Raw genomic sequence first — 13,937 nt, forward strand, 5'->3', positions numbered from 1 at the left:
GCGCGGCGGGGTCGCGCCGGACGGGATTACGCACTAGATTCCCCCCATCATGATGGTCGCCGCATGCCGATGCGCGACGCTTGCAAGGTTGGGGGCTCCGATGCCTGAACAGACGCTTCTTTCCCCGTGGGTCGAGGGGTTCCCGGTCCGCGCGGCCCCGGTTCGCATGGCCCTGGTGCGTGACGGCGGGGAGGGGGCTGCGCCGGCCCCGGTGGGCGACCTGCCGCGCTGGGACCTGTCGGACCTGTACGACGGACGCGACTCGGACAGGCTGCGTACCGACCTGGCCCAGGCCGCGTCGGATGCCGAGGCGTTTTCCTCCGCCTGGCGGGGTCGCCTGGCCGGGGCGTCGCCGGCCGCGCTGGCCGAGGCGATCGCCGAATACCAGCGAATCGACGAAATCCTGGGGCGGGCGGCCTCCTATGCCCAGTTGCTGTTCGCGGGCGATTCGTCCGATCCGGCAATCGGCCGGTTCTCGCAGTCGATCAACGAGCGGCTGACCGAGATCTCGACCCACCTGCTGTTCTTCACGCTGGAGCTGAACCGGATCGGGGATGACGATCTGGCGGCGCGGCTGGCCGATCCGCAGCTTGCGGTGTGGGCGCCGTTCCTGCGCGACCTGCGCGTCTTCCGCCCGCATCAATTGTCCGACGAGGTCGAACAGGTCCTGCACGAGAAATCGGTGACCGGGGCCACGGCCTGGTGCCGCCTGTTCGACGAGACGATGGCCGCGCTGCGTATTCCGCTGGACGGGCGCGACCTGACGGTGGGTGAGGCGCTGAACCGCCTGTCCGACCCCGACCGCGCGGTGCGCGAGCGCGCGGCGAAGGCCATCGGCACGGTCTTCGGCGACAATATCCGCCTGTTTTCGCTGATTACCAACACGCTGGCCAAGGACAAGGCGATTTCCGACTCGCTGCGCCACTATCCGCGCCCCGGGTCCTACCGCAACCGCAGCAACATGGTGGAGGACGAGGTCGTCGACGCGCTGGTGCAGGCGGTCACCACCGATTATCCGCGCCTGTCGCATCGCTATTACCTGATGAAGGCGAAATGGCTGGGGCTGGAGAAGTTGGAGCATTGGGACCGCAACGCCCCGCTGCCGGCGGCCGACGACCGCATGATTCCCTGGGACGAGGCCACGCGCCAGGTCCTGTCGGCGTACGAGGGCTTCGACCCGCGCATGGGCGAGATCGCGCGCCGGTTCTTCGACCGTCCCTGGATCGACGCGGTGCCGTCGCCGGGCAAGGCGTCCGGGGCCTTCGCCCATCCGACCGTGCCGTCGGCCCATCCGTACCTGCTGCTGAACTATCACGGGCGGACGCGCGACGTGATGACGCTGGCGCATGAACTGGGTCACGGCGTGCATCAGGTCCTGGCCGCGCCGCAGGGGTATCTGATGTCGGGCACCCCGCTGACCCTGGCCGAAACCGCCAGCGTATTCGGCGAGATGCTGACCTTCCGCGCCCTGCTGGACGCCGAAACCGACCCGACCCGCCGCCGCCTGATGCTGGCGGGCAAGGTCGAGGACATGCTCAACACCGTCGTGCGGCAGATCGCCTTCTACCGGTTCGAGACCCTGGTGCATGACGAACGGCGGTCGGGCGAGCTGCTGCCCGAGCGTCTCGGCGCCCTGTGGCGGCAGGTTCAGGCCGAAAGCCTGGGGCCGGCGTTCACCTTTGCGCCGGAATATGACGTGTACTGGACCTATGTCCCGCATTTCGTCCATTCTCCGTTCTACGTCTACGCGTATGCGTTCGGAGATTGCCTGGTGAATGCGCTGTACGGTGTGTTCCGGTCCGGACATCCGGACTTCCAGGACAAGTACATGGACATGCTGCGCGCGGGCGGGACGAAGCGGCATCGCGACCTGCTGGCTCCCTTCGGACTGGATGCCGCCGACCCCGGCTTCTGGCGCAAGGGGCTGGACGTGATTGCCGGATTTATCGATGAGCTGGAGCGTGCCTGACGTGGCGGAAGAACGGGATCTCGACAACACCGGCCTGTTCGGGGAAATCCGCCGGATGGTGCGTACCTCCGGCGCGGTGGGCGGCATCGCGGCGCGGATCGCCGGGCACAAGATGGGGATCCGCTCGGACCACAGCGCGTATGCGGGCGACCTGAAATCCATTCTCGGCGGCCTGAAAGGCCCGCTGATGAAGGGCGCGCAGCTGCTGTCCACCATCCCCGGCGCGCTGCCCGAGGAATACGCCATCGAACTGGCGCAGCTTCAGGCCAATGCCCCCCCGATGGGGTGGAGCTTCGTGCGCCGCCGCATGGCCACCGAACTGGGCCCCGACTGGGAACGCCGGTTCCGCTCGTTCGAGCGTGACGCGGCGGCGGCGGCCAGCCTGGGGCAGGTGCATCGCGCCGTCCTGCCCGACGGGCGACGGGTAGCGTGCAAGCTGCAATATCCGGACATGCAGGCCACGGTCGATTCCGACCTGCGGCAGTTCCGCATGGCCGTGGGCCTCTATTACCGGATCGACAGCACCATCCAGCAGGACGACGTGCTGGTGGAACTGACGGCCCGTCTGCGCGAGGAACTGGACTACACGCGCGAGGCCGCGAATTTGCGCCTGTACCGTACCATGCTGGCCGGCCGGCCGGATGTCAGCGTGCCCGCGCCGGTCGAGGGCCTGTCGACGCGGCGCCTGCTGACGATGGACTGGCTGGACGGGCGGGGCGTGCAGTCGGTCCTGGACAGCGACCCGTCGCAGGATCAGCGCAATGCGATGGCGCGCGCCCTGTTCCATGCGTGGTACGTGCCGCTTTACCGCTACGGGGTCATTCACGGCGACCCGCATATGGGCAATTTCACCGTGCGGGACGATTACGGGCTGAATTTGCTGGACCTGGGCGCGATCCGCATCTTCCAGCCGCATTTCGTGCAGGGGATCATCGACCTCTATCGCGCGCTGGAGCGGAATGACGAGGATCTGGCCTATCAGGCCTACCAGGCCTGGGGCTTCGTCAACATGTCGCGCGAGACGATGCGTGTGCTGAACGAATGGGCGCGCTTCATCTACGAACCGCTGATGCAGGATCGTGTCCGCCCGATCCAGGAAGACGACGATCCGCAATTCGGCCGCGCCGTGGCCGAACGGGTCTATGCGGGGCTGAAGCGCACGGGCGGCGTGCGTCCGCCGCGCGAGTTCGTTCTGGTCGACCGGTCCGCGATCGGGCTGGGCAGCGTCTTCCTGCGATTGGGCGCGCGGCTGAACTGGTACCGCATGTTCCAGGAACTGATCGCCGATTTCGATGCGGCGCAGCTTGCCGCCCGCCAGCAGGACGCCATGCGCGAGGCCCGGGTGCCGCCCCCCATCGAATCCTGAACGTCCGAATCGGCTGTCACAGCGGCAGGCAAGGCTGGACCGGTCGATCCGCTGTCCCGGCGTCCGCCGCGCCGCGCCGGCGGGCCTGTTCGGTCCGGATTGTGAAGGCCAGGTCGGGGCTGCGTCCCCGGTCGTCGCGCAGGATGCGGTCCAGTTCCTGCGGGTCCAGTTGCCGGATCCGCCGTCCGCGCAACGGGCCGTGCGGCACCTTCACCAGCAGGGCGGGTTCCCGCGACCAGCGCAGCAACGTCTCGACCGGCGCGAGGGCGAGCATGTCGCGCAGATGGTGGGCGGTGACATAGGCATCCGGTCCGGCACGGTGGGCCGGATGGCCCAGCGCGCGGTCCAGTCCGGCGGGGCGGCGGGAATAGCGCAGGCCCTGGTTCGAATGACCCGGCTCGTCCGGCCACAGCCGCAACGCGCATTTATAGGTGCAGATCCAGCGTGGCCCCGTGCCTCGCGGGGCGGGCAGGCTGCCGTGGATCCAACGTTGCTCGAACGCCGCGCGATGGGCGGCGAAGGCGACGAGCGGGGCCTGCGGACGCAGGATCGCGGGTGCGACAGTGGTGAACGGCGGGGCGTCGCGCACATCGTCGTCGGTGATGTGATGGATCGCCGAGGTCGCCGGCGTGATGGGGCCGCCCGGATGGGTCAGGCGGGCCAAAGGCGGGCCTGACAGCGCCCATGCCCCGTCGGCCGCGCGCCGCAGGTCCTGCCAGCCGATTTCCACGATGCCGCCGTCGGACGCATCGCGGCCGCTGGTTTCCAGGTCGATGACGCGGATGATGGACCCCCCTGGCCCGTCGGCATCTGGGGAAGAGGCGCTCATCCTTTCAGTGTAGGAGGACCTGCCGGGAAGCCAAGGCCGAATCGGCATGTGGTGGCGGGGAGGGGCATGCGTGCGATGGCCCTTGCGCCGGATCGCGGCAGTCGCCAGATTTTACAGCCATGGCCCCATCCGCCCGAAAGAAGACGCGCCGTCCCGATCCGTCGGAAGACATCGTGACCTTCCAACCCGAACGTCAGCCGCCCAAGGAAAAGACGCGACGGCTGTCGATCGTCTCGCCCTACGAACCGGCGGGGGACCAGCCGCAGGCGATTTCCGAACTGGTGGCGGGTGTCGAGGCCGGCGAGCGGGACCAGGTCCTGCTGGGTGTCACGGGATCGGGCAAGACCTTCACGATGGCCAAGATCATCGAGGCGACGCAGAAGCCCACGCTGGTCCTGGCCCCGAACAAGACCCTGGCGGCGCAGCTTTACGGCGAGATGAAGCAGTTCTTCCCCGACAATGCGGTGGAATATTTCGTCAGCTACTACGATTACTACCAGCCCGAGGCCTACGTGCCCCGGTCGGACACCTATATCGAGAAAGACAGCCAGATCAACGAGCAGATCGACCGGATGCGCCACGCGGCGACCCAGGCGCTGCTGGAACGCAACGACGTCATCATCGTGGCCTCGGTCTCGTGCATCTACGGTATCGGCTCGGTCGAGACCTATTCGCGCATGGTGGTGCGCCTGGAGGCGGGCGGCGAGATCGACCGCGACAAGCTGGTCAAGGCGCTGGTGGAACTGCAATACCGGCGCAACGATGCGGCGTTCCAGCGCGGCACCTTCCGCGTCCGGGGCGAGAGCGTGGACGTGTTCCCCGTGCAGAACGAGGACCGGGCCTGGCGGATTTCGCTGTTCGGGGACGAGATCGACGCGATCACCGAATTCGATCCCCTGACCGGGGACAAGACCGGTGACCTGCAGGAGGTCAGCATCTACGCCAACAGCCATTACGTGACGCCGCGCCCGACGCTGAACCAGGCCGTCATCGGCATCAAGCACGAATTGCGCCAGACGCTGGCCGAACTGACGGCCGAGGGAAAATTGCTGGAGGCCGAACGGCTGCAACAGCGCACCACCTTCGACCTGGAAATGATCGAGACCACGGGCGTGTGCAAGGGAATCGAGAACTATTCCCGCTACCTGTCCGGGCGCAAGCCGGGCGAGCCGCCGCCGACCCTGTTCGAATACCTGCCCGAGGACGCGCTGCTGATCGTCGATGAAAGCCACGTCACCGTGCCGCAGATCGGCGGCATGGAACGGGGCGACTATGCGCGGAAATCCATCCTGTCGGAATTCGGCTTCCGCCTGCCGTCCTGCCTGGACAACCGGCCGCTGAAATTCGCGGAATGGGACAAGTTCCGCCCGCAGACGCTGTTCGTCAGCGCCACGCCGGGGCCGTGGGAGATGGAGCGGGTCGGCGGCGTGTTTGCCGAGCAGGTCATCCGCCCGACCGGCCTGATCGACCCAGTGACCGACGTGCGGCCGGTGGAGCGGCAGGTGGACGACCTTCTGGCCGAATGCCGGCTGACCATCGCCGCCGGCGGGCGCGTGCTGGTCACCACCCTGACCAAGCGGATGGCCGAGGACCTGACCGACTATATGAACGAGGCCGGGATCCGCGTCCGGTACCTGCATTCCGACGTGGATACGCTGGAACGGATCGAGATCATCCGCGACCTGCGTCTGGGGGCGTTCGATGTCCTGATCGGCATCAACCTGCTGCGCGAGGGGCTGGATATTCCCGAATGTTCCCTGGTCGCGATCCTGGACGCGGACAAGGAAGGGTTCCTGCGGTCGCGGACGTCGCTGATCCAGACCATTGGCCGGGCGGCGCGCAACGTGGATGGGCGGGTGCTGCTCTATGCCGACAAGATGACCGACAGCCTGCGCTACGCCATCGAGGAAACCGCGCGCCGGCGCGAGAAGCAGTCGGACTGGAACACGGCCCACGGCATCACGCCGCAATCGGTCCGCAAGCACATCGGCGATGCCCTGTCCTCGGTGTTCGAGCAGGACTACGTGACCGTCGCCCCGGTGAAGGGCGAGACCATCGGCGAATTTGTCGGCAGGGATCTGGGCAGCACCATAGCCGAACTGGAAAAGCGGATGCGCGCGGCGGCGGCCGACCTGGAATTCGAAACCGCCGCGCGTCTGCGCGACGAGATCAAGCGGCTGGAGGCCCTGCAACTGGGCCTGGAAGCGCCGCCCCCGCCGGTATCGACCGCCGGCGTCGCGGGCAGCACCGGGCGCCCCCCGCGGCGGGGAAAGGGCAAGGGGCCGGAACCGCTGGGGCCGGGGGGCGGCGGTTACGATCCCGACAAGGGGCGTGGGGCGCGCAGGCCGGGCGGGGGCCGCCGGGCGCCGCGCTGAGGTCACGGCGCGGCCGCCAACGGAAAAGAAGGTAGGGATGGAATGATCGAACTGGCTGCCGGCAATGCCCGGCTGGGATTGCTGCCCGACCTGGGCGGGGCGATCGCCCACTGGACCAGCGGCGCGACCCAGTTGCTGCATCCCGTCCGCGACCTGAACCTGCTGGCCCAGAAGGGGCGGCGTGTCGCGGGCTATCCCCTGCTGCCGTTTTCGAATCGCGTGGCCGACGGCCGGTTTCATTTCGAAGGGGAGGACTACCGGCTCTCGCCCAATTTCGGTGGCGAGACCCACGCCATCCACGGCAACGGGTGGGAACACGCCTGGGAGCTGGAACTGCTGTCCGATGCCAGCGCGACCCTGGTGCTGTCCTGGCACCCGCCGCATGGCGCGGAGGTGGTGGAATGGCCGTTCGCCTATTGCGCGCAACTGCGCTTCGACCTGCGGGAAGACAGCCTGTCGATCGGCATGCTGATCGAAAATACCGACAGCCGGCCGCAACCCGTGGGGATGGGATTCCACCCCTATTTTCCCCGCCGCAGCGGGCTGCGCCTGGGGTTTTCCGCCGACACCGTCTGGACCAGCGACGAGCGGAACCTGCCGTCGCTGCGCGTGCCGGCCACGGGCGCGTGGTCGTTCGAGCATATGCGCGCGATCGACGGGCAGGCGATCGACAACTGCTATGCCGAATGGCCGGGCGCCGCCTTCCTGCGCTGGCCGAACGAGGGGCTGGCCCTGACGGTCGAGGCCGACGAGCCCTTCCGCCATCTGGTCCTGTTCACCCCGCCGGATAAACCCTACATCGCGGTCGAACCGGTCTCGAACATGAACGACGGGCTGAACCATCCGGGCATCGTCGATCGCGGCGTGCGCGTGCTGGCCCCCGGCGCGAAGCTGGAAGGACATATCCGCTTTGTGCTGACGGCGTGCTGAGGCAGAATGCCGCCCCATGACGCACGACGAGACGCCTGACGATGCGAATGACGAGGACGATGTCCCGCGCCGGCTGGACGGCGTGTCGCGCTACGTCACCCCGGCGGGCATGACGGCGATGCGCGCGGAACTGGCCGCGCTGCTGCGCGAGGAACGGCCCAGGATCGTCGATATCGTGTCGTGGGCGGCCGGCAATGGCGACCGTTCGGAAAACGGGGATTATCTCTACGGCAAGAAGCGCCTGCGCGAGATTGATCGCCGGGTGCGCTTCCTGACCCGACGGGTCGAGAACGCCATCGTGGTCGATCCCGCTGCCCAGACGCAGCGCGACCGGGTGTTCTTCGGCGCGACCGTATCCTACGTGACCGAAGCGGACGAGGAGCGGACTGTCTCCATCGTCGGCGTGGACGAGGCCGATCTGGCCGCCGGCCAGGTCAGCCTGGCGTCGCCGGTGGCCCGCGCGCTGCTGGGCGGACGGGTGGGCGACGAGGTCCGGCTGCTGACCCCGTCCGGCCCGGAAATGATCGAAATCCTGCGGATTGCCTACCCTGCGTGCGATGTGCCGGACCGGCGTGCGGCGGTGGCGGCGGTATGAGGTTTCTCAGTGTCCCGAAACTCGACTAAAAGGCAGGGGCGGATGACGGGCGCCGTCATCCCATGCCCGAATCGCGTCCGGAGGTTTCGTCCATGTCCCGCCCGTTGAAGGTTGCCGTTCAGATGGACCCGCTTGGCGGGATCGACATCAACGGCGATTCGACCTTCGCCCTGATGCTGGAGGCACAGGCGCGGGGCTATGACCTGTTCGTCTACCAGGTCCAGGGCCTGAGCCTGCGCGAGGGACAGACGCGTGTGGGCGGCGCGCGCGCCGAACGCCTGACGGCCCGGGCGCGTCCGGCGCGCGTGCAGCGCGTGGCCGGCGACCATGCCATCCTGGGCGAGGAGCAGATCCTGGACCTGTCGGACATGGACGTGATCCTGATGCGGCAGGACCCGCCGTTCGACATGGCCTACATCACCGCGACGCATATGCTCGAACATGTGCATGGCACGGGCCCCGGCCGCGCGCTGGTGGTGAATGACCCGGAATCGGTCCGCAACGCGCCGGAAAAGCTGCTGGTCACGCATTATCCCGACCTGATGCCGCCCACCCTGGTGACATGGGACGTCCAGGCGATCCGCGATTTCAGGGCCGAATGGCGCGACATCATCGTCAAGCCGCTGTTCGGCAACGGCGGGGCCGGCGTGTTCCGCCTGCGCGAGGATGACGAAAACCTGAATTCCCTGCTGGAGATGCATTTCGCCCGCTCGCGCGAGCCGTTGATGATCCAGCGGTACGAACCTGCCGTCCGGCGCGGCGACAAGCGGATCATCCTGGCCGACGGCGAGCCGATCGGCGCGATCAATCGGGTGCCGGCCGAGGGCGAAGCCCGGTCGAACATGCATGTGGGCGGCCGCGCGGTGAAGGTCGAACTGACCGCCCGCGATCGCGAGATCTGCGCCGCCATTGGCCCCATGCTGCGCGAACGCGGCCTGATCTTCGTGGGAATCGACGTCATCGGCGACTGGTTGACGGAAATCAATGTGACCTCGCCGACCGGCCTGCAGGAAATCGACCGGTTCGACGGGATCAGTTCCGCCGGCCTGATCTGGGATTGCATCCTGCGTCGCCTGGCGGGTCAGGTCTGATCCTGTGAGGGCGGGCGCGTTTTTTCCGGCATGGGATCTTCGCGGATGAAGCGGTTGTCGACCCATTCCCATAGCGCCCTGCGCCAATGGAAAATGACGAGTCCGCACCAGAGGATGCTGCTCAGGACGATCAGGAACGATCTTAGCGACGGCATGCGCGACATTCCCCGTGGTCTTCACCGTGACAGGCGGGAGGACAGGTCATTTCCGTGCGCAAGCGTACATTGGATCGACTGCCACTTGAAGACAGCCGCCCGGCAGGGCAGAGAGGAAGCCTGATGAGCGAAGTTCTTCAAGAAGCACCCGCCGAGACGGGTACCGGGGTGGCGGGCGGTTGCGTGCCGACCCCACGTACCGCACTGGACGCCGAGGCGGTCAAGGCCGCCTATCGCCGCTGGGCGGGCGTCTACGACACCTTGTTCGGCGGTGTTTCCGCCTTCGGACGCAAGCGCGCGGTGGCGGCGGTCAATGCCCTGCCGGGGACGGCGGTGCTGGAAGTCGGGGTGGGCACCGGCCTGGCCCTGCCGCACTACCGGTCCGACAAGCGCATCACCGGCATCGACCTGTCGGGCGACATGCTGGATCGCGCGCGCCAGCGCGTCGCCCGGATGAACCTGCGTAATGTCGATGCCCTGCTGGAAATGGACGCCGAGGAAACGCGCTTCGCCGATGCGTCGTTCGACATTGCCGTGGCGATGTTCGTGGCATCGGTGGTGCCCCATCCCCGCCGCCTGCTGTGCGAGCTGAAGCGGGTGGTCCGTCCGGGTGGCCATATCCTGTTCGTGAACCATTTCCTGGCGACCGGCGGCGTGCGCCTGGCGGTGGAACGCGGCATGGCGCGGGCGTCGCGCTCGCTGGGCTGGCACCCCGATTTCGCCATCGAATCGCTGTTGCCGCCGGCCGACCTGGCGCAGGCCACCATCCGGCCGGTCCCGCCCGCCGGCCTGTTCACGCTGGTGTCGCTGCGCCGCGACGGCGAGTTGCAGCCGGTCGAGGCGCTGGTCGCCTGACCGCCGCGCCCGCCGCCCGGCGGGACCCGAATAACGGTCATGCCTGATGCGACGGCGGTCGGGGGTCGTCATTCCCTGATCGTGGGAGTAAAGTATCCGCGATTTCAGGAAGACCGCCCCGGGCGGTCCGTTACCGCAGGAGAACAGGCGAATGCCGACAGAAGGGCAGGTTCGGATGGACATCGGAACCGGCGGCTTTCTGGCGCGATGTGTCCGCGCATCCGGCCATAAGGACATCGGGACCCTGTATCTGGCGCTTGCTGTCCTTGCCGGGCTTGTGGGCGGGGGGCTGGCCCTGCTGCTGCAACTGGGCCAGGCGGACCTGCCCCGGCCGGTGTCGGGCCCGTGGGATCGCGTCGCCATCGACCATGGCGCGATGATGGTCATGTTCTGCGCCCTGCCGGCGCTGGTCGGCGGTTTCGGAAGCTGGTTCGTGCCGCTGCTGCTGGGGGCGCCCTCCATGGCGTTTCCGCGGTTGAACCTGCTGTGCTGGGCCGGCGTCACCGCCAGTTTCCTGATGCTGCTGTCCGGCGTGCCGTCGGGGGCGGGGTCGTCGCTGCCGCAATGGGCGACCCTGCTGTGGTGCGCCGCGATGCTGGGCCTGTCGATCAACATGGTGGCCACGGTGCTGAACATGCGTCGCGCCGGGCTGTCGCTGGGCGACATGCCGCTGTTCGTCTGGGCGCAGGCGCTGACGGCCATGATGATGGTCATCGTGCTGCCCGTCCTGGCTGCCGCCCTGACGAAGGGGGTGCTGGCGGGGACCGGCCTGCGGGATGTCGATCTGGCGCTGCGGGCCTTTTCGGGCCCCGAGATCGCGCTGCTGCTGCTGCCGGCGTCGGGGATCGTCTGCCAGGTCATCGAGACGTTTTCGGGCGTTCCCATGCGCCTGCGCCGGGTTGCCCTGGGCGCGATGGCGGTCATGTCCGTGGGGGGCGCCACCGTCTGGACGCATGATATGTTCGCGGCCGGTCTGGCGGCGGCGGCCGGAACGCGCCCGATGATCGAACAGATGGCCGTCATGGCGCCGATGCTGGCCCTGCTGGTGGCCTGGGGCAGCACCATCGCCGGTGGGCGGCCGGTGTTGCGCGTGCCGATGCTGTGGGCCTGCGCCTTTGTCGGGCTGCTTGTGGTGGGGCCGGTGCTGTCGGCCCTGTCGGGCGCGGCCGACGGGCACGCGGTGGCGCTGCCGGCGGCGCTGTTCGCCACCTTCGCGGGTTTCTATTACTGGGTCGGCAAGATGTCGGGCCATGCCTGCCCCGAGGCGGGCGGGCGGCTGCACGTCGCCCTGGCGGCGGCGGGCACGCTGCTGTGCCTCGTGCCCCATCAGCTGGCCTGCGCGCTGCTGGGGGCGGCATTGCTGGGCCTGTCCATGCTGACCTTCATTGCCGTGATCGCCGTGACCCTGCGGCGGGGCACCCAGGCGATCGGGGGCAATTACTGGGGGGCCGGCGCACGGACCCTGGAATGGTCCCTGCCGTCGCCCGCGCCGCACCATTCCTTCACCGATTTCCCCGCCTATGGGGCGCGGGCATGAGCGCCGGACTATCCGTGGCCGACCCCGACGCGCGGTTCAGCGCGGCGGTGGTGGGGACCGAGGCAAGGGACTGGTTCGCCCTGCTCAAGCCACGCGTCATCTCGCTGGTGGTGTTCACCGGCGCGGCGGGGCTGGCCATGGCGCCGGGCGGGATGAACCCGCTGGTCGCGGCCGTCAGCATCCTGTGCATCTGCATGGCCTCGGGCGCCGCCGGTGCGATCAACATGTGGTACGACCGCGATATCGACGCGGTGATGACGCGTACCGCGACCCGGCCGATCCCGGACGGTCGCATCAGGGCGGACGAGGCGCTGGGTTTTGGCATCGGCCTGTCGGTGGCCTCGGTGCTGCTGATGTGGCTGGCGACCAATGCGCTGGCCGCGTTCGTGCTGGCGTTCTCGATCTTCTTCTACGCCGTGATCTATACGATGTGGCTCAAGCGCTCGACGCCGCAGAACATCGTGATCGGCGGCGCTGCCGGGGCGTTTCCGCCGATGATCGGCTGGGCGGCCGCAACCGGGTCGATCGACGTGCTGCCGGTGGTGATGTTCGCCATCGTCTTCCTCTGGACGCCGCCCCATTTCTGGTCGCTGTCGCTGTATGCCTGCAAGGATTACGGCCGCGCGGGCATTCCCATGCTGCCGGTCGTCCGGGGCGCGCGGCATACGCGCTGGCAGATCCTGTGGTATACGCTGATCCTGTCGGCGGTCTCGCTGGTTCCGTCGGTCATGCATCTGTCGGGCTGGCTTTATACCGCCACGGCGTCTCTGCTGGATGCCGGGTTCGTCTACAGCGCCGTCCGGGTTCTGCTGGACCGCCAGGACGACAACGGGGTGAGCCTGACCGGGGACGGTCCCGCGCGTCGCGCGTTCCGCTACTCGCTGGCCTATCTGTTCCTGCTGTTCTGCGGCCTTCTGGCCGATCATTTCCTGATAGGCTGATTAAGTCGGGGTTGCCCGAACCCACCAGGGCCTGAGGCCCTGGACCCCGATCATGGATCGACAGACTGGTTTCCAAGGGCCGAGAGCCCTGATCCGGAAGACGGAGACGAAGACGATGACGCGCCAGCCCGCCATCCTGTCGCCCGGCGAGGCGACGGAATACGCCCGCCGCCACAAGGGACGCATCTATGGCGTCGCGGTCACGCTGATCGCCCTGGCCGCCGTGTTTTACGGGTTGGCCCTGGTCCGGATGTAAGGGCCGGTTTCACACCGGCCCCCGGCTTCCGGTCAGCGGGTCTGCTGGATGGCCGACAGCAGCCATGCGCCGCCGCGCGACGGCCGCACGAAGGTCCACAGTTCCGTCGCCGTGACCCGTTCGGTGGAACTGCCGTCGATGACATGTCCGGTCATGTTGGTGGTGATGTCCACCATCGAATAGCGGATGGCGACGGTGGCGTAGTCGGCCCCGTTCTCGCTCCAGGCTTCGGACAGGTCGCCCTGTTCGAACCGCACGTCCGAAACGACGTTGCGTGCCCCCCGGCTGGCCAGGTCCGAAAGCTGGGCGTTGAAATACCCAACCATTTCCGGCGTGGCCATGTGTTGCAGGGCCGGCAGGTTCTGCTGGCTCCAGGCGGCCTGGATGTCCAGCAGCAGCCTCTGGAACGCACGATAATCGTCGGGCGTGATCGTGACCTGCGCCGAGGCCGGGCCGGGCATGCCCTGGCCGTACGCCCCCTGGCCATATGCACCCGCCGGCATCGGCGCGGCGGTGCGCCTGCCGCCGCCGAACCGGCGGACCAGCCACCCGATCAGCAGGCCCAGCAGCAGGATCTGGATCAGGAAGCCCAGGAAGCTGCCGCCCCCGTGCAGGCCGCCCGCGATCCCGTGGCCGAACAGCACGCCGAACAGGCCGGCACCCAGCAGGCCGCCCAGGAAGCCGTTGGCGAACGGATGCGGCCGGCTCATCGCGGCATAGGGGGTGCCGTAGGGCGAACGCGGAAAGGCCGAGGGCGCGGCCGCGCCGTACCCGCCATAGCCCGGTCCGGGCGACTGTGGCGTAATGGAACGCTGCATCGGCGTGCCGCCATAAGGCGAGGTTGCTGTCGGCGGCGGTGCGCTGTAGGTACGCGACCCCCGGCTGCCGAACGACGAACCGCCGCCCGGACGGGCGTCCGCGCGATGCGACATGCCCGTCAACGGCAGCAGGGCAAGGGCCGCCCCCAGCAGCAGGACGGACGTCCGGCGCGCCGGGCGGGAAACGACGGTCTTGGTCGTTCTGGTCATGGGTGTCAGC

Annotated in this window: 12 protein-coding genes; 10 read left to right on the forward strand and 2 right to left on the reverse strand. The window is 68.2% G+C overall.

The annotated features are described in order from the left end of the window. Positions 1–100 precede the first annotated feature (100 nt). Both HLH21_RS01040 and HLH21_RS01045 read left to right on the forward strand, forming a co-directional pair. Positions 101–1,969, forward strand: a complete 1,869-nt coding sequence (locus tag HLH21_RS01040) for a M3 family oligoendopeptidase (RefSeq protein WP_182940359.1) — start codon at positions 101–103, stop codon at positions 1,967–1,969. After that, the gene (locus tag HLH21_RS01045; RefSeq protein WP_182940360.1) at positions 1,950–3,335 is read left to right on the forward strand and encodes an ABC1 kinase family protein; all 1,386 of its coding nucleotides are present in this window, start codon (positions 1,950–1,952) and stop codon (positions 3,333–3,335) included. Before HLH21_RS01040 ends, HLH21_RS01045 begins: the two co-directional genes overlap by 20 nt. A gap of 16 nt (positions 3,336–3,351) precedes the next feature. On the opposite strand, the gene HLH21_RS01050 is transcribed toward HLH21_RS01045, so the two are convergent. Next, on the reverse strand, positions 3,352–4,164 hold the full coding sequence (locus HLH21_RS01050) for an exonuclease domain-containing protein (RefSeq protein ID WP_182940361.1): 813 nt from the start codon (positions 4,162–4,164) through the stop codon (positions 3,352–3,354). Between the two features lie 119 nt (positions 4,165–4,283). Between HLH21_RS01050 and uvrB the strand changes: the two genes are divergently transcribed. From uvrB to HLH21_RS01095, 8 genes are all read left to right on the forward strand, one after another. Continuing rightward, complete coding sequence (gene uvrB, locus HLH21_RS01055) at positions 4,284–6,539, forward strand: excinuclease ABC subunit UvrB (RefSeq protein ID WP_182940362.1); 2,256 nt, start codon at positions 4,284–4,286, stop codon at positions 6,537–6,539. Between the two features lie 42 nt (positions 6,540–6,581). Further along, complete coding sequence (locus HLH21_RS01060) at positions 6,582–7,469, forward strand: aldose 1-epimerase (protein WP_182940363.1); 888 nt, start codon at positions 6,582–6,584, stop codon at positions 7,467–7,469. Positions 7,470–7,485: 16 nt separating this feature from the next. Continuing rightward, a complete protein-coding gene (greB, locus tag HLH21_RS01065; RefSeq protein WP_182940364.1) occupies positions 7,486–8,064 on the forward strand; it encodes a transcription elongation factor GreB in 579 nt (192 codons plus the stop codon). Between the two features lie 92 nt (positions 8,065–8,156). Continuing rightward, on the forward strand, positions 8,157–9,155 hold the full coding sequence (gene gshB / locus HLH21_RS01070) for a glutathione synthase (protein ID WP_182940365.1): 999 nt from the start codon (positions 8,157–8,159) through the stop codon (positions 9,153–9,155). Positions 9,156–9,433: 278 nt separating this feature from the next. Beyond that, positions 9,434–10,165, forward strand: coding sequence for a class I SAM-dependent methyltransferase (locus HLH21_RS01080; protein ID WP_182940367.1), 732 nt, complete (start codon positions 9,434–9,436; stop codon positions 10,163–10,165). A gap of 151 nt (positions 10,166–10,316) precedes the next feature. Next, on the forward strand, positions 10,317–11,702 hold the full coding sequence (locus HLH21_RS01085) for a cbb3-type cytochrome c oxidase subunit I (RefSeq protein WP_182940368.1): 1,386 nt from the start codon (positions 10,317–10,319) through the stop codon (positions 11,700–11,702). Then, positions 11,699–12,643, forward strand: a complete 945-nt coding sequence (gene cyoE / locus HLH21_RS01090; protein WP_182940369.1) for a heme o synthase — start codon at positions 11,699–11,701, stop codon at positions 12,641–12,643. The genes HLH21_RS01085 and cyoE overlap by 4 nt, the downstream gene beginning before the upstream one ends. Before the next feature lie 115 nt (positions 12,644–12,758). Continuing rightward, complete coding sequence (locus HLH21_RS01095; RefSeq protein WP_182940370.1) at positions 12,759–12,899, forward strand: hypothetical protein; 141 nt, start codon at positions 12,759–12,761, stop codon at positions 12,897–12,899. Positions 12,900–12,931: 32 nt separating this feature from the next. On the opposite strand, the gene HLH21_RS01100 is transcribed toward HLH21_RS01095, so the two are convergent. Continuing rightward, positions 12,932–13,927: a Tim44 domain-containing protein gene (locus HLH21_RS01100; protein ID WP_182940371.1), complete on the reverse strand. Its 996-nt coding sequence runs from the start codon at positions 13,925–13,927 to the stop codon at positions 12,932–12,934. Between the last annotated feature and the right edge of the window lie 10 nt (positions 13,928–13,937).

Origin of the sequence: Gluconacetobacter johannae (assembly GCF_014174305.1) — a bacterium.
Taxonomy (GTDB): domain Bacteria; phylum Pseudomonadota; class Alphaproteobacteria; order Acetobacterales; family Acetobacteraceae; genus Gluconacetobacter; species Gluconacetobacter johannae.

Bases quoted from the DNA above. Each gene is read 5' to 3' on its own strand.
- cyoE (WP_182940369.1), top strand. From the start codon at position 11,699: ATGAGCGCCGGACTATCCGTGGCCGACCCCGACGCGCGGTTCAGCGCG.
- HLH21_RS01060 (WP_182940363.1), top strand. From the start codon at position 6,582: ATGATCGAACTGGCTGCCGGCAATGCCCGGCTGGGATTGCTGCCCGAC.
- gshB (WP_182940365.1), top strand. From the start codon at position 8,157: ATGTCCCGCCCGTTGAAGGTTGCCGTTCAGATGGACCCGCTTGGCGGG.
- HLH21_RS01095 (WP_182940370.1), top strand. From the start codon at position 12,759: ATGACGCGCCAGCCCGCCATCCTGTCGCCCGGCGAGGCGACGGAATAC.
- HLH21_RS01040 (WP_182940359.1), top strand. From the start codon at position 101: ATGCCTGAACAGACGCTTCTTTCCCCGTGGGTCGAGGGGTTCCCGGTC.
- greB (WP_182940364.1), top strand. From the start codon at position 7,486: ATGACGCACGACGAGACGCCTGACGATGCGAATGACGAGGACGATGTC.
- HLH21_RS01085 (WP_182940368.1), top strand. From the start codon at position 10,317: ATGCCGACAGAAGGGCAGGTTCGGATGGACATCGGAACCGGCGGCTTT.
- HLH21_RS01050 (WP_182940361.1), bottom strand. From the start codon at position 4,164: ATGAGCGCCTCTTCCCCAGATGCCGACGGGCCAGGGGGGTCCATCATC.
- HLH21_RS01080 (WP_182940367.1), top strand. From the start codon at position 9,434: ATGAGCGAAGTTCTTCAAGAAGCACCCGCCGAGACGGGTACCGGGGTG.
- HLH21_RS01045 (WP_182940360.1), top strand. From the start codon at position 1,950: ATGAGCTGGAGCGTGCCTGACGTGGCGGAAGAACGGGATCTCGACAAC.
- uvrB (WP_182940362.1), top strand. From the start codon at position 4,284: ATGGCCCCATCCGCCCGAAAGAAGACGCGCCGTCCCGATCCGTCGGAA.
- HLH21_RS01100 (WP_182940371.1), bottom strand. From the start codon at position 13,927: ATGACCAGAACGACCAAGACCGTCGTTTCCCGCCCGGCGCGCCGGACG.